Genomic DNA, 17,121 nt, shown 5'->3' with positions numbered 1-17,121 from the left:
CATGGCCGCGAAGTGGATCGAAGCGATCACCGGATCGCTCGAAGAGAAGAAGCAGTACAAGCAGGCCCAGGCCCGCATCAACGCCCTGCCGGAGCCGTACCGCGAGATGGCGAAGGCCCAGCAGCGCTACAACATGTACTACGGGGGCGTCACCGACGGAGACGTCATCGTGAAGATGTTCCTCGACATCGCAGACCTGTGGGAGCGCGCCGCGCTCGACGGCACCCCGGTCAGCGCGATCGTCGGCGACGACCCGGTCGAGTTCGCCGAGAACTACGCCGCGGCGTACGGCGGGCGGCAGTGGATCGACAAGGAGCGCGCACGCCTCATCAAGGCGTTCGACGACGCGAAGAAGCAGGAGGAGTCATGACGAACGCAGCCATCTCGGTACGCGGCCTTCAGAAGTCCTACAAGGACCTGCACGTGCTGCGCGGCGTCGACTTCGAGGTGCAGAAGGGGTCGATCTTCGCCCTCCTGGGCTCGAACGGCGCCGGCAAGACGACCGTCGTGCGCATCCTCTCCACGCTTCTGAAGGCGGATGCCGGCACCGCGACCGTTCAGGGTCACGACGTCTCCTCGGCACCCCTCGAAGTGCGCCAGTCCATCAGTCTCACCGGGCAGTTCGCCGCGGTCGACGAGGTGCTCACGGGACGGGAGAACCTGGTTCTGGTGGCCAAGCTCCGCCACCTCCCCGACGCGGGGAGGATCGCCGACGACCTGCTGGCGAAGTTCCGGCTGACGGACGCCGGCGGCCGCAAGGCCGGCACGTACTCCGGCGGCATGCGCCGTCGGCTCGACATCGCGATGAGCCTGGTCGGGCGCCCCGAGGTCATCTACCTCGACGAGCCGACCACCGGCCTCGATCCCGAGGCGCGCATCGAGGTGTGGGACGTCGTCAAGGAGCTCGCGAACACCGGCACCACGGTCCTGCTCACCACGCAGTACCTCGACGAGGCGGAGCAGCTGGCCGACCGCATCGCGATCCTGCACGAGGGCCGGATCATCGCGAACGGCACCCTGGCCGACCTGAAGCAGCTTCTCCCCGCCGCCAAGGTCGAGTACGTCGAGAAGCAGCCGACCCTCGAGGAGATCTTCCTCACGCTGGTCGGCACCGGAAAGGAGAACGCAGCATGAGCACGCACTTCGTCGCCGACACGGCGACCCTCACCGGCCGCTCCATGCGGCACATCTTCCGCAGCGCCGACACCATCATCACCACGGCGGTCACGCCGATCGCACTGATGCTGCTGTTCGTGTACGTCTTCGGTGGGGCGCTCAAGCAGAGCACCGGCACGGAGAACTACGTCAACTACCTGCTCCCCGGCATCCTGCTGATCGCGATCGCGTCGGGCATCGCCTACACGGCGTTCCGGCTCTTCACCGACATGCAGTCCGGGATCTTCGAGCGGTTCCACTCCATGCCGATCGCCCGATCGAGCGTGCTGTGGGCTCACGTGATCACGTCGCTCGTGGCGAACATCATCACGCTGGCGATCATCTTCGCGGTGGGGTTCCTGATGGGCTTCCGCACCGGGGCGAGCGTCGCCGCCTGGCTCGGAGCGATCGGCATCCTGCTGCTGTTCACCCTCGCGCTCACCTGGCTGGCCATCATCGCCGGTCTCAGCGCGAAGACCGTCGACGGCGCGAGCGCGTTCTCGTACCCGCTCATCTTCCTGCCGTTCATCAGCTCGGCCTTCGTGCCGACCGACACGATGCCAGGGCCGGTGCGCTGGTTCGCCGAGAACCAGCCCGTGACCTCGATCGTGAACAGCATCCAGGCGCTGTTCGCCGAGAAGCCCGTCGGATCGGACATCTGGGTGGCAGTCGCCTGGTGCGTCGGCATCCTCGTGGTCGCCTACGTGCTGGCGATGGTCTCGTACCGCAAGAAGATCAGTTGATCGCGCCAAGCGAGACGGAACGCTCCGTCCGGGGTCTCATCCCCGGCCGGGGCGTTTCGCCGCGCTCGGCGGCGGCCTCGGCTGTTCACAACTCAGGAAGAGCCGATCCCGCCGGCGGTTTCAGAGCCCGATGCGGCCGATCCGGCGCCTTTGTTCCTGAATTGTGAACAGCCGGCGGCCGGCTCACTTCAGTCCGAACGGCCCCAGAAGCACCCGTCGCCGCGTCCGCACCCAGATCACGCCGTCGGCCTTTCGCTCCGCTCGAGTCGCGTAGCGGTAGCGGTACGACACGGCCCGCACCCACCGCGGCCGCTCGCCGCGGAACGGGTCGACTCGCAGCAGCGCGAGGGTCGGAGCATCCGCCTCGAGCAGCCGCACGAGGAAAGCGGTGAACCAGTCGTCGAGCGAGCGCCCGAGCGGCAGGAACCACATCAGCCAGTCGAGCCGCAGGTGGTACGGAGCGAACTGCCGCGGCAGCCGTCTGACATCACCCGGCTTGCCCTTGAATTCGTATTCGTGCCACTGCGCCCCGTCTTCATCGGCCGACCCTTCGACGACGATCTCGACGCGCTCCTTCGTCACGGTGCCGAACGCCCCGTACGCGTTCCCGATCTGCCAGCGGTTGAAACCGGCGTTCATCAGCTGCCGGCGCGCGAACAGGTTGCGCAGCGCGGGCCAGCTGAGCACGAGACAGAGGATGCCGACGGCGCAGGTGATCACGAACCAGTACAGAGGGATCGCGTCGATGAGCCAGGGCCACGCGGTCTCGGCCGGTCGGACAGGCGCGCCCATGCCCGGGAGGCCGATGGCCGAGAAGGCGATCACGATGGTCGCCCAGTTCAGCCAGGCGAAGTTGCCGGTCAGCACGAGCCAGGTCTGCGTCGCGATGACGATGCCCGCGGCCACCGCACCGATGATCTGCGGCACGGGACCGGGAAGCCACCCTTCGACTGGCTCAGGGACCCAGCTCACAAGCGGCGCGAACAGGAAGAACGGCACCACCAGCTGCGCGAAGTGATTCCCCACGACCTCGCCCTTGTGGAACCACCGCGGAAGCAGATGCGCCTGCCTGCTCAGCGGCCCCGGCATCGGCTGCGTCTCGTGATGGAAGGTCAGGGCGGTGAGGTCGCGCCACTCCTGGCCGCCGCGGATCTTGATCATGCCCGCGCCGAACTCCAGCCGGAACAGCAGCCACCAGAACAGCACGATGATCACGGTCGGCGGCGGCTGGTCGTTCGAGCCCAGGAACGACGCGAGGAAGCCGGCCTCGAGCAGCAGCATCTCCCACCCGAACGAGTAGAACGTCTGCCCGATGCTGACGACCGACATGTACCCGAGCCAGAGGGCCAGGAAGCAGAGCATCGGCACCCAGGGCGGACCGAGCTGCGGGATGCCGGCCGCGAGCGCCGCAGCGACGGCCATGCCGCACCAGCACAGGATCACGAGACGGCGGTCTGTGTAGCGGATGCGGCGGAACAGCGTGGGGTTCAGCATCCGCTTCCTGGTCTCGCGCGCCGCGACCCATTCGAGCAGCGCCGGCGCGGGAAGCAGCCCGCGCTCGCCCAGCAGCGGGCGGAACTGGTTCAGCGTCGAGAGGAACGCGACGAGGTAGAGCGCCGCGATGCCCCTCTGCAGGACCTCGCGGGCGAAGCCGAAATCGACCGCAGCGAACCCGTCCACGGCCACAGGCTACGCCTGGGGACGAGCACGGATCAGGGGGTTGCGCGTGGCGCGTTTCGTCTCGCTCGCTGCGCTCGCTCGCTCAATGACCCGGAGCCGCGACCTCGGTCGTTGAGCGAGCGAAGCGAGACGAAACGCCTCACGCCGCACAAGCGGTCAGCCCTTGACGACCCAGTCGAACTGGTCGCCGTTCTCCTCGAGCCAGGCATCGACGGCATCCGCTTCCTTGCCCTCGCCGAACTTATTCACGACGAGGTCTTCGAGCGAGCCGTACTGCTCGTCGTCGAGCCTGATCTTCTCGATCAGCTCGGCTGCCTCCGGGAACTCCTCCGCGAAGCCCTTGGTGCCCAGGAAGTGCAGGCCCTCGGCCTCGCCCATCGCGCCCTTCGGGTCTTCGAGGTCTTTGATCGGGAACGCGTCGTTGGCCCAGAAGGGCCGCCACAGTGTGACGACGATGTCCTCCTGCTTCTCGGTGGCCGCCTTCAGCTCTGTGAGCATGGCAGCGGTCGACGAGGTCAGCAGCGAGTACTCGCCGTCGAGACCGTACGCCGACAGCATCTTGCCCGCCTGTGCGGTCAGACCCGCGCCCGGCTCGATGCCGACGATCTTGCCGCCGAACTCCGCGCCCTTGCCCGCGAGGTCGTCGATCGAATCGATGTCGGAGTACTCGGGCACGGCGATCGTGAGCTTCGCGTGGTCGTAGTACGCCCCGAGATCCTCGATGTCATCGGAGTACTTCTTCATGTACTCGGCGTGCGTGAGCTCGGGCCAGGCCGACGGGTAGAGATCGACGTCGCCCTGCGCGAGCCCCGCGTACAGCGGCCCCGCCTCGGTGAGCGTCTTCATCTCGACGTCGTAGCCGAGCTTCTCGAGCTGGTCCTGCAGCAGGTACGCCGTGCTGAGACCGTCGGTCCAGCTGGGCAGGTAGCCGAGGGTGATGGTGCCCTTGTCGCCGCCGCCTGTGCTCGAACCGCCGCCGGTGAGGCCGCTGGTGCCACCGGCGCCGTCGGTCGCACAGCCGGCGAGAGCGAGGGATGTCGCGACTCCGAGAGCCGCGATGCTGATGATCCTGGACTTACGCATGCTGAAGCTCCTTCTCGTCGGTGTGGACGTCGGCCGCATCGGCCACGGGAGCGGATGCAGCGGTGACGCGCTGTCCGGAGCGGCGCTGCGCGAGCGTCCACAGCAGCGAGCCGGGGTGGCGCCCCAGCGAGCCGAGGGCCGCGGTGACACGGTCGAGGAACACGGCGATGAGCACGACGCCCAGCCCCGCCTCGACGCCCTTGGCGATGTTCACGGTCGAGATCGCCTCGACGACCATCTTTCCGAGTCCGTCAGCGCCTGCCATTCCCGCGATCACGGCCATCGACAGCGCGAGCATGATGACCTGGTTGACGCCGGCGAGGATCGTGGGCATGGCGAGCGGAAGCTGGATGCCGCGCAGGATCTGCGCGGGCGTGGCGCCGAAGGCCTGTCCTGCCTCGACCGTCTCGGAGTCGACTCCGCGGATGCCGAGCTCGGTGAGTCGCACGCCAGGGGGCAGCGCGAAGATGACGGTGGCGACGAGCCCGGGGACCACGCCGATGCTGAAGAACACGATCGCCGGGATCAGGTACACGAAGGCGGGCATGGTCTGCATGAAGTCGAGCACGGGCTTCAGCACCGCGCGCACCGTGGGGTTGCGGGCCGACCAGATGCCGAGCGGGATCGCGATGACCACCGCGACGAGCGCCGCGACCAGCACGAGAGCGAGCGTCTGCATCGCGGGGACCCACAGGCCCATCGCGACGATGAGCGCGAAGGAGATCACGGTGCCGACAGCGAGCTGCCACGAGCGCACGAGCCAGGCGATGAGCGCGGCGACCACGATCACGACGTAGAAGTACGGCAGCAGCAGGAGGAACGTGAGGCCTTCGACGAGGAAGGTCACGACGAAGGAGACGACGTCGAGCAGGCCGTCGAGGTTGGACTTGATCCAGTCGACGGCGGATTCGACCCAGGTGCCGATGGGAAGGTGGAAGTTCATCGGGTGATCTCCTCGGTCGGCGTCGCATCATCCGGGCGCTCGAGACCTCGCTCGACGACCGGGAAGGTCGCGGGCTCGGCGGTCCAGCCGTCGTCGAGCACGGCGTCGATCTCGGCCTGCGGCATCGGCATGAGCGGCAGCGTGAGCTCGCCGGTCGCTCCGGGGCCGGGGCCGAGGGCGGCCAGCAGCGTGACGCGGGGGATGACTCCGACGAGTCGGCCGTCGGCATCCGTCACCGCCAGCGGCACGGGCGACTCGACGGCGGGGATGAACAGGTTCATCAGGACCTCGTTCTCGTCGACCGCGAGCGGCACGGGCTTGAGGATCGACGCGAGCGTCGTCTCGCCCTTGCGGACGAGCTTGACGGCATCGCGGTCGGTCACGATGCCCACGAGCTTGCGGTCGCGGCCGACGACGTAGGTCGCCGACATGTAGGCGTCGCGCATCTGACGAAGCGCGGTGCGGGGTCCGGCTGTCTCTGCGACGACGGGGCGGGGGCGCTCCATCACGTTCGACGCGGTGAGCACGCGGGCGCGGTCGACGTCCTGCACGAACTGCTCGACGTAGTCGTTCGCGGGGTCGGTGAGGATGTCCTCCGGGGTGCCGATCTGCACGATACGTCCGTCGCGCATCACCGCGATGCGGTCGCCGAGGAACATCGCCTCGTTGAGGTCGTGCGTGATGAAGACGATCGTCTTCTGCAGCTTCTCCTGCAGCTCGAGCAGCTGCTCCTGCATCTCGCGGCGGATCAGGGGATCGAGCGCGCTGAACGCCTCGTCCATGAGCAGGATGTCGGTGTCGGCGGCGAGCGCACGGGCGATGCCGACACGCTGCTGCATTCCTCCGGAGAGCTCGGAGGGGAGCTTCTCGCCCTGCCCTTCGAGCCCGACGAGCGAGAGGATCTCCTCGGCCTTCGCGAGACGCTCGGCACGCGGGGTGCCCTTGAGCTCGAGCGGGTACGCGACGTTCGCGGCCACCGTGCGGTGCGGCAGCAGCGCGAAGTGCTGGAACACCATCGAGATGCGGTCGCGCCGGATCTCGCGCAGACGCGAGGCGGGGATGCCGGTGATCGGGTCGCCGGCGACGAGGACGGAGCCGTCGGTCGCCTCGTGCAGCCCGTTCAGCATGCGGATGATGGTGGACTTGCCGGAGCCGGACAGCCCCATGATGACGAAGATCTCACCGCGGTTCACGGTGAAGCCGGCGTCGATGACGGCGGCAGTGCCTGCGTCGGTGACGTCGGTACGGCGTTCCCCGGCCTTCAGCCGGCGAACGGCCTGGTTCGGATTCTTCCCGAACACCTTGTAGAGATGGCGCGCTTCAAGTGCGATTTCGGACACGTTTCCCCCGCGGCGCGCCCTATGGGGCGAGCCCGCTTCGGTTACGCCCGGGTGACGTTCACGGGGCCGTTTCGAGTGCGTGGCTGTGGCGGCGCTGGCGACGGATTTCGGATCCCTCGCAGAGAACATCGACCGTACGCCCACGCCTCTTCGCAGCACAGCTCATCGAAAGAAGGACGCGGCCGCGGACTGGTCTTGGGCCGTGAGGCCCACAGACCAACATAACGAAATGGCCGATCAGGGGCAAATCCGCGCCGCTGAAAGCTGTTCGGTTTCCGCGGCTGACCGGGGGAATGGGTGGGCTTCACGAGTAGTCTCTCAGACATGCGAATCTGGCTGTCGGGGTGGGACTGGGGATGCTGCGGCGATCCGTTCCAGGTCGGATCGGAGGTGAGTCTCGGCCTCGCCTACGGCATCGACGCATGGCTCGCGAACGCCCTCGGCGCGGAACTCGCGGAGACCGTGGACGCGCGCGAGATGCACCACGAGGACGAGCCCCTGCCGCAGCGGATGGGTGTCGTGACCGCCATCGCGGCGGTGAGGCTGCGCCATGAAGGCGGCTTCCCCGTGGCGGGTTCGGCTCAGATCGCTCCTGCGTCCGCGGTGCCGTGGAGCGTTCCCGACGAACGACCCCCGAGCGGCTTCCTCGTCGACCTCGATCTGCGGGGCTGAGCCGACGACGCCTCAGCCGGGCGGCATCCGCTTCGCGATCGCCTGCAGATCGGCGTCGAGACCGTCGAGTCGGCGCTCGACCCGATCGAGGCCTCGGATGTGCAGGAGTCAGCCTCGGATGTGCAGGAGTCAGCGCCGGATGCTGTGCGTCACCGTGAACTTCGGCGTGCGCTCGACCTGCTCTGTCGCGCCGACGATGCGGGTCAGTTCGGTCCGGTAGCCGAGTGACGAGTTGTAGACCGTCCAGAGCTCGCCCCCAGGGCGCAGCATCCGCGCCGCCGCCTCGAACAGGCGCGTCGCCGCCCCTGTGTGCACGCTCGTGCCGAGATGGAACGGCGGGTTGAGCAGCACCACGTCGATCGATCCGTCGGCGATCTCGGAGCCGGCGTCGTCGTGCATCACACTCACGCGATCCTCCACGCGGTTCGCGAGCACGGTCGCGCGAGCGGATGCCGCGGCCGCCGCCGAGCGGTCGGTCGCGATCACGCGGGCCTCGGGGTGGGCGAGGGCGTAGGAGACCGCGAGGGCTCCGGTTCCGCAGCCGAGGTCGACGACGCTCTCCCCTGCCGGGGCGGCGCATGTCGTCAGTTCGACTCGCTCCGCTCGCTCAGTACGGCGCTCGTCGCTTCGCTCCCCGCTCGACGACCGGGAGTCGCCACTCAACGACCGAGTGCCGCGAGCACCTGTCTCGCGGTCGAGGACGTCGAGCAGCACGCGGGTGCCGATGTCGAGCCGAGGACCGGCGAAGGCGCCGCCGTGCGCGACGAGAGTCAGTCCGTCGTGCTGCGCCGTCACCGGGAACGGCGGGGATGCGGGCGCGGGCAGCGCAGTCGACGCGACGATCAGCCGCGACTTCCGCTCGGCACGCTGCGGCTGCACCTCGGCGAACGACCGGCCGAGCACCTCGTTCTGAGCGAGCGTCATGTGCTTGACCCGTCCGCCGGCGATCAGCACCGCATCGGGGGCCGCCCATCGGGCCACGGCATCCGCGATCTCCTCGAGCTCTGCGAGCGACTTCGGCAGCTGCAGGAGCACGAGCCGCGCGCCCTCGAGCAGCGCGGCCTCGAGCTCGCAGGAGACGAATCCGCTCAGCCCGAGATCCTCCGCGTTCAGCGCCAGTGCTCTGCGGCCCGTCACGAGGTCCTGATGCACCCGCACCCCGCTGAGCCCGGCATCCGTGAGCGCCAGCGTGATGGCGCCGTACTCGTCTCCGATCACGGCGATCTCGTGGCCGGGAACGCCGGCGTCGAGCGCCTTCTCGACGAGCAGCACATCGGTGGCGTCGTGGGCCTGCAGGTTCTCGGCCTCGACGTCGGGCCGCCTTCTCAGGCGGGCATAGGGGAAGTCGGGCACCTCCCCAAGATACGTCAGCCGACCTCGCGCGCGATCTGCGCCGCCGTTCGCTGCAGCAGGGGGATGCGCACCGCGAGCTCGTCGAGATCCTGCACGGCGCGGACCGCCGTGAGCGAGAGCGCGCCCACGACGCCCAGCGGGCCGCGGATCGGCACGGCCACGCAGTTGACGAAGTCCTCGAACTCGGCGTCGTCGACCGCCCAGCCGCGGGCCGCGACCACGTCGAGTTCCGCGTCGAGTGCACGCCTGCTTGTGAGCGTGTTCGCGGTGTGTGCGGTCCATTCCGTGCCCGCAAGCACGGCATCCCGGCGATGCTCGTCGAGGTCGGCGAGGATGGCCTTGCCCACGCCGGTGCAGTACGGCAGCACGCGCGAGCCGATGCGGGAGTACATGCGCATCCCGCTCTGATCCTCCGCCTTGTCGACGTACACGATCGAGTCGTCGATGAGCGCCGCGACGTGCAGGGTGTTGCCCGTGACCTCGTGCAGGTCTCGCAGCGGAGCGGCCGCCGCCTTCCTGAGTTCGAGATGCTCGAGGGCGACCTGGGCGAGCGAGACGAGATGGAAGGCCAGGACGTAGGCGCCGTCGGCGCGGCGGCGCACGTAGCCCACGTCTTCGAGAGTCTGCAGCTCGCGGAACATGGTCGATCGGTGCAGCCCGAACTCCGCGGCCAGCTCGGCGACGCTCTGCGGCCGCGCTGAGATGGCATCGACGATCAGGGCGGCCCTGCGCACGCTCTGCGACATGTCAGAAGAACGTCCGCACGAGCTCGACGACGCGGTCGTCATCCGCCGAGGTCACGACCGGCAGATAGTGCCATTTGTCGAACGCCGTGCACGGGTGCGACAGACCGAGCCGCACGACGTCGCCGACGTGCACCTCGGCGCCCCGCAGGAACGCGTGCTGATCGTTCATCGCCGAGATCGTCGCGCCGAGCAGGGGCGCGAGCGGGGCGCCGAGGTCGGCGGCGACACCCTGGGGTTCGGGCAGACCCTCGTCGAAGGGCAGGTCGCGCTTGCCCCCGTCGAGCAGCGCGAGCGCGGGTTCGGGGCGCGAGACCACCCTCGTCCAGCCGTGCATGGCCGAGCGCAGCCGCGCGCCGTCGCTGCGGTCGCCGTCGAGCGGCGAGATGCCGCGGTAGAACCCGTCGTCGTGCACGATGTATGCGCCGGAGCGGAGCGTGAATCTCGTGCGCGCATCCCGTGCGATGGCCGGAGCGTATGCCTCGGCCACGAGATCGAAGTACGCGCTGCCGCCCGCCGTCACGAAGACGTCGCCCTCGTCGTCGTAGAGGTCGCCGATCGCCTCGTGCAGCACGATCTGGCTCTCCAGATAGGCGCGCACCGCGGCGAGCGCGGCCGGCGAGCGGTCGTGCCCGAGGCTGCCCTCGTAGCCGGCGACGCCGGCCAGACGAAGGACGTCGGATGCCGAGATCACCCGCGCGATCTCGATCGCCTCGTCGACCGTGCGGGCGCCGGTGCGGCCGCCGGGCGCACCGAGCTCGACGCACACGTCGACGCGGCGCGGCACGCCGATCTCACGCAGAGCGCCCTGCATCCGCTCCACCGTCTCGAGCGAATCGGCCCAGCTGACGAACGACAGGTCGGGGTCGGCGAGTTCCGCGGCCAGGTACCGCAGCGACCGGGGATCGATCACGGCGTTCGCGAGCATGATGTCGCCGAGGCCGAAGGTGCGGGCGACGCGGACCTGGTCCATGTTGGCGAGCGTGATGCCGGGGCATCCCGCGTCGAGCTGGCGCTGCCACAGGGCTGGTGCCATCGTCGTCTTGCCGTGGGGCATGAGCTCGAGGCCGCGCTCGGCCGACCAATCGGCCATGAGCGTCACGTTGTCGCGCATGGCCGCGTCGTCGAGGGCGATCAGAGGCGTCCAGAACTCGGTGAGCCGCGGGCCGGTCGCGAGGAACGCGTCGACCGTGAGCCCGAACGCCCGTTCGGGGATGCCCTTGTCGCGCGCCGAGAGACGCTCGGCGCCGAGTCGGTCGAGCAGAAGCTGCTGTGTCATCCGATTCCTCCGGGGTCCTGGTGCTGCGTCGAACCTACTCCTCTCTCTGGGCATGTGCATATGCTGCAACGCTCGTTGCGTTCGTTGCACAGGCTGGTCATCATGACTCTCATGACCGCAGTCCCCCCGGCCCTCATCGCGATCGGCGAGACGATGATCCTCGTCACGCCGGCGGATGCGACCCCCCTCTCCGACGCCGAGGACGTACGGCTGAGCATCGGCGGCGCGGAGTCGAACGTCGCCGCGCACGTCGCAACGCTGGGTCAGAGCACCGCATGGGTGAGCCGGCTCGGCGACGAGGTGCTCGGGCATCGCGTGCACCGCGCCGTCGCCGCACATGGCGTCGACACCCGCTGGGTGGGCTTCGACCCCGACGCCCCCACCGGGGTGTATTTCAAGGACCCGGGCAACGGCGTGCGCTACTACCGTGCCGCCTCAGCGGCCTCGCGCATGGCACCGGAGACCCTCGCCGACGTGCCGCTCGAAGACGCACGGATCGTGCACATCTCCGGCATCACGCCCGCTCTTTCCGCGAGCTGCGCCGCCATGATCGACACCGTGATCGACCGCGTCGCCGCGAGCCCCGCACTGCTGAGCTTCGACGTCAACCATCGCGCGGCGCTGTGGCCGGCATCCGAAGCTGCACCCGTTCTGCTCGCCCTGGCGAATCGGGCCGACATCGCGTTCGTCGGACTCGACGAGGCCGAGACGCTGTGGGGCTGCCGCACCGCCGCCGATGTGCGTGCGCTCGTGACAGCCCCGTCGCACCTGGTCGTGAAGGACGGCGCGGTCGGCGCGACCGAGTTCTCTGCGCGCGGCGTCGTGTTCGTGCCGGCGATCCCGACCGACGTGGTCGAGGCCGTCGGAGCGGGCGACGCGTTCGCGGCCGGCTATCTGTCCGGCATGCTCGACGGCCGATCGCCACAGGAGAGCCTTCAGATCGGACACCAGCGGGCGCACCTCGTCCTGCAGTCGACCCACGACGTGGTCGGTGCGGGCGGGACGGATGCCGTCAGCTGACCGCCACGGAATCGATGACGAGACCGGCCGCCGCGGCCGGATACGAGAGAAGGAAGACGATGGACAACTCCGGTTTCGAAGCGCTCTTCGCGGGCGCGCCGCTGATGGCGATCCTGCGCGGGATGGGCGTCGAGCGCAGTCTCGCGTTGTCGACGACGGCGTGGGATCTGGGCATCGACATCGTGGAGCTGCCCATCCAGACGCCGGAGGACGTCGAGGCCCTGACCGTCGTGTCTGCGGCGGCTCGCGAGCGAGGCAAGGTCGTCGGCGCCGGCACCGTGTTGACGCCGGACCACATCGCCCAGGCCGCCTCGGCAGGAGCCTCCTTCACGGTCAGCCCCGGGCTGGACCTGGAGATCGTCCGCGCCTCGCACGAGGCCGGAATGCTCAGCATCCCCGGCGTCGCCACCGCGAGCGAGGTGCAACTCGCCCTGAAGTCCGGCCTGACCTGGCTGAAGGCGTTCCCCGCGTCGGTGCTCGGACCCCAGTGGCTCACCGCCATGCACGGACCGTTCCCCCAGGCGCGCTTCGTCACCACCGGCGGCATGAACGCCACGAACGCCGGGCAGTATCTGGATGCCGGCGCGAGCGTCGTCGCCGTCGGGACCGCGCTGGAAGACCCGGCGCAGCTTCCGCTCCTCGCCGGGCTGCTCGGGACTCGATCCTCAACGGCTCCGTGACGCGCTCGGTGCGTGCGAAAAGTCGGAGTCTCGCTGCGACACGCCGCCTGGGGGCGTCTGGGGGCGGCGTGTCGGCGCGAAAGTCCGACCTTTCGCACGGCCCCCGTCGCGGAGTGTCCCGCGCGCGGCGTGTCGGCGCGCGGATCCGACGTTTCGCACGTGAACGGATGCCGCGGACAGACACGCTCGTGCGGGAGACTTGACCCTGACACTGTGGAAGGCGGGATAACGGAGACATGTTATCCATCGGAGCGTTCGCGCAGATCGGCCAGGTGACCCACCGGATGCTGCGGCATTGGGACACCGCCGGGCTGCTCGTGCCCGCCCACGTGGACGAGTCCAGCGGCTACCGCTCGTACGACCCATCGCAGCTCGAGCGGCTGCACCGGATCGTCGCCCTGCGCCAGCTCGGCTTCGGCCTCGACGACATCGCGCAGATCCTCGAGCAGGGGATCGACGCCGGCCGCATCGCGGCCATGCTGCGCGTGCGCCGGGCCGAGGTCGAGGAGGAGCACCGCGTGGCCGCGGCCAGACTCGTCGATGTGGAACGGCGGCTCCACCTCATAGAGAGCGAGAACCAGATGTCCACTGTCGAGATCATCGAGAAGCCCCTGCCCGCCGTGCGCCTGGCCGCGCACGTGGCGTCGGTGCCCGAAGACGAGGTCGGCGCATCCGTCGGCCCGCTCTTCGAGGGCATCGAGAAGGTGCTCGGCGACGAGTGCGGTGCGCTGTCGACCCCGATCGCCCAGTACGAGTTGACCGAAGACGGCATGCGGATCACCGCCGGGTACGCCTACGGCGGCGAGCGCCGGGAGGGATTCGACCTGGTCGATCTGCCGGCCGTCGAGTTGGCGATCTGCGGTGTGCACCTCGGATCCATGGACCGCATCCGCGAGACCTGGGGAGCCGTGCACGCCGAGATCATCGCCCGCGGCTTCGTGCCCAGCGGACCGTGCCGGGAGCTGTACGTGCGCGCGGTCTCGGAGGATCAGTCCGACTGGGTCACAGAGCTGCAGCAGCCCGTCGAGCGCGCCTGAGACGGGCGGTGCGGGGCACGGTCTCAGCCGCCTCTCGGGGCTCGCCCAGGTGCGAAACGTCGGAGTCTCGGCGCGACACGCCGCGCGGGCGACCCCGCGGGACCGCGTGTCGCGCCGCGGTTCCGACTTTTCAGACGGCGAGCGCTCAGAGCGCCCCGGTGAGAGCGGCGACTCCGGCGAGCGCCGAGACCAGCGCGAGGACGAGTGCGATCGCGATGAGCACGGCATGCACCTTCAGGAAGGCGGTCGGCCTGCCGTGCTCGTCGCGCGCCCGCGGGTCGTTTGACACGCGCTTGTAGAAGCGCGGCCAGACGAGGACGTTGAAGACGGCATTGATGAAGAGCAGGACGGCGAGGGCGATCACCCTCCCACGCTAATCCCCTCAGCATCTGTCCCGGCATCCGCCCTTCCCCCGCAAGCCCCTGACGTTCCGGGGGTTGACACGCCAGATCGGGGGAAGCATTCCGCATTCCGTCACCCGATGTGGCGTGTCGGCCCCCGAAGGGGAATGCGCGGCCGGGCGCGAACGCCCCCTCCCCACGACTCCCATCGGTATTTCGACGGCGTACACGTATCAAGAGGCTCTTGCCGCGCTCCTTCATGGTGTGATCACAATGGGTCTCATGATCGACGGCGTTCCCGACGCCGATCTCGATCCGACGGAAGACGGGGCGGCGCGCTGGCAGCGGGCCGCAGCGTTCTTCGCCGCGTGGAGAGACGGCGACAGCCGCGCGATGGATGGCCTCGTGCGGTTGATGTCTCCTGTGCTCTGGCATGTGGTGCGCGCCTACGGCCTCGAGCGCACACTCGCCGAGGACGTCGTGCAGACGACCTGGCTGCAGCTCGTGCGCGGGCATGATCGCGTGTCCGACCCGCGGGCCGTCGCCGCGTGGCTCACCACCACCGCACGCCGCGAAGCGTGGAAGGTCGGCAAGGCGCACGGCCGGGTGGACCAGGCGGATGCCGACGGTCTCGACGTGCTGCTGCCTCCTCAGGCGTCGGCGGAAGAGCGCGCGACCGTCGGCGACGAGCGGCGGCGGCTGTGGAGCGCGGTCACGGCTCTCGACGAGCGCTGCCGGCGACTGCTGCGAGTGATCGCGTTCGACGACCGCCCCGACTATGCATCTCTCGCCGCCGAGCTCGGCATGCCGATCGGCAGCATCGGCCCGACGCGCAAGCGATGCCTCACCAAGCTCCGCGTGCTTCTCGAGCCGTCGGGAGGCACGTCATGACCGATCACGACGATGCCGAGCTGTTCACACGGCTCCGCTCGCTGTGGAGCGACGTCGACCCCGTGCCCCCTGGCCTGATCGACCGCATGATCGCGGCCGCCGCGACAGAATCCCTGTCGGCCGAGTACGCGCTGCTCACCCTCGTCGACCAGCCGTTCGGCGCGGTGAGGGGAGAAGCGGATGCTCTCACGCTGCAGTTCAGCGACGGCACGACGAGCATCCTGCTGCACGTCACGACCACAGCGAGCGGCAGCCGCCGCGTCGACGGCTGGGTCGACACCGCATCGGCCGAGATCGTGCTCTCCCAAGGCGACAGCATCCGCTCCACCGTGCCCTCGGAGACGGGCCGGTTCGTGTTCGACGACGTCCCCGCCGGCCTCACGAAAGTGCAGCTGACGACCGCGGTCGACGGCGAGGAGCGCACGCTGTCGACACCGCAGTTCGAGCTCTGACGCCACCCGCGATCGCCGATCGCCCGGGGGCATCCCCCAGGAGAGGAACCACCCATGGAGCAGCCCGAAGGATGGACGTGGCAGGATCGCGCCGAGGGATCGATCCGCCGCGGCACAGCGCTCGATCCGAACGTGGAACGCGTCGACGGCATCCGTGCATTTCCCACGGCCTACCTGCCCGAGCGGCTGCTGATCACGCAGGACGACGACAACGGCGCTCACGACCGCGAGATCAACACCCTGCACGAGGCGGCAGGCGCCTTCGGCTGGCAGCTGATCATCGATGAGCCGGAACAGCGCCGAGGTCTCACCGCCGACATCCCCTGGTTCGTGCGCGCCCGCCTCATCACGCCCGACGAGCCCGCACGCGGCGAGTCGCCCGTGGCGCCCGATGCCTGGCGGGTGCTGCAGCGCGCACGCAGGATCTCCCGGTCGCCCATGCCCCGCACGAGCCTCGAGCACGTGCTGTCGATAGATCCGGTGGGCCTCAATCCCTTCACCAGGACCAACCCGTTCACCCGCACCAATCCGTTCACGCGAACGAACCCGGCAGACCCACGGGGAGCCGGCGGCAGCGAGGACTATCTGCAGCCGGGGCGCGGTGCACGGCAGCCAGTGAGCTGGCTCGGGCCGGCGCCGCTGCGCAGTCCCGCTCCGCGCAACGGCCGCCGGGCGGTGGTCGCGGTGCTCGACACCGGATGCGGCGTGCACGAGTGGCTGCCCGACGACATCGTCACGAGGCGGGTGGAGCTCGACGGAGTGCCGCTCGGGCTGACCGATGACGCCGATCCGGAGCGCTATCCCGACCTGTACGGGCAGCTCGACGGCGAGATCGACGCCGTGGCCGGCCATGGAACGTTCATCGCGGGCCTGATCCGTCAGACGGCGCCTGATGCCGACATCCTGTCGATCCGCGTCGCCGGCGCGCTCGGTGTCGTTGACGAGAGCACCTTCCTGAATGCGCTCGCTCAGGTCGTCGAGCTGCTGCGCCGGCACCGCGAGAACCCGCGCACCGGCCACCCGATCGACGTCCTCAACCTCTCACTCGGGTATTACCACGAGACCCCCGCCGACGGACTCTTCAGCCTCACCCTGAACGCGCTGCTGACCAGGGCCCGCGAACTGGGCTGCGTGGTCGTCTGCTCGGCCGGCAACGACGCGATCGACCGACCGTCCTTCCCGGCCTCGCTGTGGGCATGGCCTGGGGCCGACAACGGCATCCCTCGCGACGACCACGCTCCCCTGCTCTCGGTGGGCGCACTCAACCCGTCGGCTCGCTCGGTCGCGCTGTTCTCGAACGTCGGCCCGTGGGTGCGGGTGTACGCACCGGGCGCCGCTGTCGTGAGCACATCGCCGGCGTTCATGGGCGGCGAACAGGCGTCGTCGAGGGCCGATTTCGACGGCCTGCACCGCGAGACGCTCGACCCCGACGACTATCGCGGCGGCTTCGCGGTGTGGAGCGGGACCTCGTTCGCGGCCCCGTACGTCGCGGGCCGGATCGCCGCGCAGCTGGGCACGGTTCCGCCTGCGGGCGTCCGGGCGGATGCCGCAGCGGATGCCGTGAAGAAGGTGCTGGAGGGGCTGCCGACGCCTGCCGCGCGGAACTGATCCGCCGCGCCCACCTCACGCATGACCCGACCGCCCGCAGTCGACCCCGGGCATCGCCCTCCGAACGTTCGACAGATGCGCACTTCCGCCGAACGCGGCGC

General features: G+C 69.3%; 18 protein-coding genes. 10 read left to right on the top strand and 8 right to left on the bottom strand.

Annotated features, from left to right (window positions below; translation table 11 throughout):
• The first annotated feature begins 1 nt into the window (after position 1).
• From RS84_RS05320 to RS84_RS05310, 3 genes are read left to right on the top strand one after another with little or no spacing between them, the layout of a single operon-like run.
• Positions 2–370 carry a DUF1048 domain-containing protein gene (locus RS84_RS05320; RefSeq protein ID WP_045256737.1) on the top strand — a complete coding sequence of 123 codons (369 nt, stop codon included), beginning with the start codon at positions 2–4 and terminating at the stop codon, positions 368–370.
• The gene (locus RS84_RS05315) at positions 367–1,134 is read left to right on the top strand and encodes an ABC transporter ATP-binding protein (protein ID WP_045256736.1); all 768 of its coding nucleotides are present in this window, start codon (positions 367–369) and stop codon (positions 1,132–1,134) included. Before RS84_RS05320 ends, RS84_RS05315 begins: the two co-directional genes overlap by 4 nt.
• Positions 1,131–1,898 (top strand): ABC transporter permease, encoded by a 768-nt coding sequence (locus RS84_RS05310; RefSeq protein WP_045256735.1) that lies wholly within the window; start codon positions 1,131–1,133, stop codon positions 1,896–1,898. Before RS84_RS05315 ends, RS84_RS05310 begins: the two co-directional genes overlap by 4 nt.
• 183 nt (positions 1,899–2,081) lie before the next feature.
• Here the strand turns inward: RS84_RS05310 and RS84_RS05305 are convergent, their stop codons facing one another.
• The 4 genes from RS84_RS05305 to RS84_RS05290 form a co-directional block, all read right to left on the bottom strand.
• Positions 2,082–3,578 carry a lipase maturation factor family protein gene (locus RS84_RS05305; protein ID WP_045256986.1) on the bottom strand — a complete coding sequence of 499 codons (1,497 nt, stop codon included), beginning with the start codon at positions 3,576–3,578 and terminating at the stop codon, positions 2,082–2,084.
• Between the two features lie 156 nt (positions 3,579–3,734).
• Complete coding sequence (locus tag RS84_RS05300) at positions 3,735–4,661, bottom strand: glycine betaine ABC transporter substrate-binding protein (protein ID WP_045256734.1); 927 nt, start codon at positions 4,659–4,661, stop codon at positions 3,735–3,737.
• Positions 4,654–5,604: an ABC transporter permease gene (locus RS84_RS05295; RefSeq protein WP_045256733.1), complete on the bottom strand. Its 951-nt coding sequence runs from the start codon at positions 5,602–5,604 to the stop codon at positions 4,654–4,656. The genes RS84_RS05300 and RS84_RS05295 overlap by 8 nt, the downstream gene beginning before the upstream one ends.
• On the bottom strand, positions 5,601–6,944 hold the full coding sequence (locus RS84_RS05290) for a quaternary amine ABC transporter ATP-binding protein (protein ID WP_045256732.1): 1,344 nt from the start codon (positions 6,942–6,944) through the stop codon (positions 5,601–5,603). Before RS84_RS05290 ends, RS84_RS05295 begins: the two co-directional genes overlap by 4 nt.
• A 324-nt stretch (positions 6,945–7,268) precedes the next feature.
• On the opposite strand from RS84_RS05290, the gene RS84_RS05285 reads away from it, so the two are divergent.
• Positions 7,269–7,616, top strand: coding sequence for a DUF6578 domain-containing protein (locus RS84_RS05285; RefSeq protein WP_045256731.1), 348 nt, complete (start codon positions 7,269–7,271; stop codon positions 7,614–7,616).
• Positions 7,617–7,745: 129 nt separating this feature from the next.
• Here the strand turns inward: RS84_RS05285 and RS84_RS05280 are convergent, their stop codons facing one another.
• Genes RS84_RS05280 through RS84_RS05270 form a run of 3 tightly spaced genes read right to left on the bottom strand, consistent with a single transcriptional unit; the run spans position 7,746 to position 10,991 of the window.
• Complete coding sequence (locus RS84_RS05280) at positions 7,746–8,969, bottom strand: class I SAM-dependent methyltransferase (protein ID WP_045256730.1); 1,224 nt, start codon at positions 8,967–8,969, stop codon at positions 7,746–7,748.
• A gap of 14 nt (positions 8,970–8,983) precedes the next feature.
• Positions 8,984–9,715, bottom strand: coding sequence for an IclR family transcriptional regulator (locus tag RS84_RS05275; RefSeq protein WP_045256729.1), 732 nt, complete (start codon positions 9,713–9,715; stop codon positions 8,984–8,986).
• Position 9,716: 1 nt separating this feature from the next.
• On the bottom strand, positions 9,717–10,991 hold the full coding sequence (locus RS84_RS05270) for an alanine racemase (RefSeq protein ID WP_045256728.1): 1,275 nt from the start codon (positions 10,989–10,991) through the stop codon (positions 9,717–9,719).
• 111 nt (positions 10,992–11,102) lie between these two features.
• On the opposite strand from RS84_RS05270, the gene RS84_RS05265 reads away from it, so the two are divergent.
• The 3 genes from RS84_RS05265 to RS84_RS05255 all read left to right on the top strand — a co-directional run bounded on the left by RS84_RS05265 (position 11,103) and on the right by RS84_RS05255 (position 13,728).
• On the top strand, positions 11,103–12,011 hold the full coding sequence (locus RS84_RS05265) for a sugar kinase (protein ID WP_045256985.1): 909 nt from the start codon (positions 11,103–11,105) through the stop codon (positions 12,009–12,011).
• Positions 12,012–12,070: 59 nt separating this feature from the next.
• On the top strand, positions 12,071–12,691 hold the full coding sequence (locus tag RS84_RS05260) for a bifunctional 4-hydroxy-2-oxoglutarate aldolase/2-dehydro-3-deoxy-phosphogluconate aldolase (protein WP_045256727.1): 621 nt from the start codon (positions 12,071–12,073) through the stop codon (positions 12,689–12,691).
• 236 nt (positions 12,692–12,927) lie between these two features.
• Positions 12,928–13,728 carry a MerR family transcriptional regulator gene (locus RS84_RS05255; protein WP_045256726.1) on the top strand — a complete coding sequence of 267 codons (801 nt, stop codon included), beginning with the start codon at positions 12,928–12,930 and terminating at the stop codon, positions 13,726–13,728.
• A gap of 145 nt (positions 13,729–13,873) precedes the next feature.
• Here RS84_RS05255 and RS84_RS05250 read toward each other — a convergent pair whose 3' ends face one another.
• Positions 13,874–14,092 (bottom strand): SCO4848 family membrane protein, encoded by a 219-nt coding sequence (locus RS84_RS05250; protein ID WP_045256725.1) that lies wholly within the window; start codon positions 14,090–14,092, stop codon positions 13,874–13,876.
• A 259-nt stretch (positions 14,093–14,351) separates the two neighbouring features.
• Between RS84_RS05250 and RS84_RS05245 the strand changes: the two genes are divergently transcribed.
• From RS84_RS05245 to RS84_RS05235, 3 genes are read left to right on the top strand one after another with little or no spacing between them, the layout of a single operon-like run.
• Positions 14,352–14,960, top strand: coding sequence for an RNA polymerase sigma factor (locus tag RS84_RS05245; protein ID WP_235281390.1), 609 nt, complete (start codon positions 14,352–14,354; stop codon positions 14,958–14,960).
• The gene (locus tag RS84_RS05240; RefSeq protein ID WP_045256723.1) at positions 14,957–15,412 is read left to right on the top strand and encodes a hypothetical protein; all 456 of its coding nucleotides are present in this window, start codon (positions 14,957–14,959) and stop codon (positions 15,410–15,412) included. The genes RS84_RS05245 and RS84_RS05240 overlap by 4 nt, the downstream gene beginning before the upstream one ends.
• A gap of 54 nt (positions 15,413–15,466) precedes the next feature.
• Entirely contained in the window at positions 15,467–17,020 is a 1,554-nt protein-coding gene (locus RS84_RS05235) for a S8 family peptidase (protein WP_045256722.1), read from the top strand.
• The last annotated feature ends 101 nt before the right edge of the window (positions 17,021–17,121 follow it).

The organism is Microbacterium hydrocarbonoxydans, assembly GCF_000956475.1.
GTDB lineage: Bacteria > Actinomycetota > Actinomycetes > Actinomycetales > Microbacteriaceae > Microbacterium > Microbacterium hydrocarbonoxydans_A.
Note: the sequence above shows the minus strand (reverse complement) of the source record. Positions and strands in the feature narration are given on the sequence as shown.

Bases quoted from the DNA above. Each gene is read 5' to 3' on its own strand.
- RS84_RS05285 (WP_045256731.1), top strand. From the start codon at position 7,269: ATGCGAATCTGGCTGTCGGGGTGGGACTGGGGATGCTGCGGCGATCCG.
- RS84_RS05235 (WP_045256722.1), top strand. From the start codon at position 15,467: ATGGAGCAGCCCGAAGGATGGACGTGGCAGGATCGCGCCGAGGGATCG.
- RS84_RS05245 (WP_235281390.1), top strand. From the start codon at position 14,352: ATGATCGACGGCGTTCCCGACGCCGATCTCGATCCGACGGAAGACGGG.
- RS84_RS05275 (WP_045256729.1), bottom strand. From the start codon at position 9,715: ATGTCGCAGAGCGTGCGCAGGGCCGCCCTGATCGTCGATGCCATCTCA.
- RS84_RS05295 (WP_045256733.1), bottom strand. From the start codon at position 5,604: ATGAACTTCCACCTTCCCATCGGCACCTGGGTCGAATCCGCCGTCGAC.
- RS84_RS05260 (WP_045256727.1), top strand. From the start codon at position 12,071: ATGGACAACTCCGGTTTCGAAGCGCTCTTCGCGGGCGCGCCGCTGATG.
- RS84_RS05310 (WP_045256735.1), top strand. From the start codon at position 1,131: ATGAGCACGCACTTCGTCGCCGACACGGCGACCCTCACCGGCCGCTCC.
- RS84_RS05240 (WP_045256723.1), top strand. From the start codon at position 14,957: ATGACCGATCACGACGATGCCGAGCTGTTCACACGGCTCCGCTCGCTG.
- RS84_RS05270 (WP_045256728.1), bottom strand. From the start codon at position 10,991: ATGACACAGCAGCTTCTGCTCGACCGACTCGGCGCCGAGCGTCTCTCG.
- RS84_RS05265 (WP_045256985.1), top strand. From the start codon at position 11,103: ATGACCGCAGTCCCCCCGGCCCTCATCGCGATCGGCGAGACGATGATC.
- RS84_RS05320 (WP_045256737.1), top strand. From the start codon at position 2: ATGGCCGCGAAGTGGATCGAAGCGATCACCGGATCGCTCGAAGAGAAG.
- RS84_RS05300 (WP_045256734.1), bottom strand. From the start codon at position 4,661: ATGCGTAAGTCCAGGATCATCAGCATCGCGGCTCTCGGAGTCGCGACA.
- RS84_RS05315 (WP_045256736.1), top strand. From the start codon at position 367: ATGACGAACGCAGCCATCTCGGTACGCGGCCTTCAGAAGTCCTACAAG.
- RS84_RS05255 (WP_045256726.1), top strand. From the start codon at position 12,928: ATGTTATCCATCGGAGCGTTCGCGCAGATCGGCCAGGTGACCCACCGG.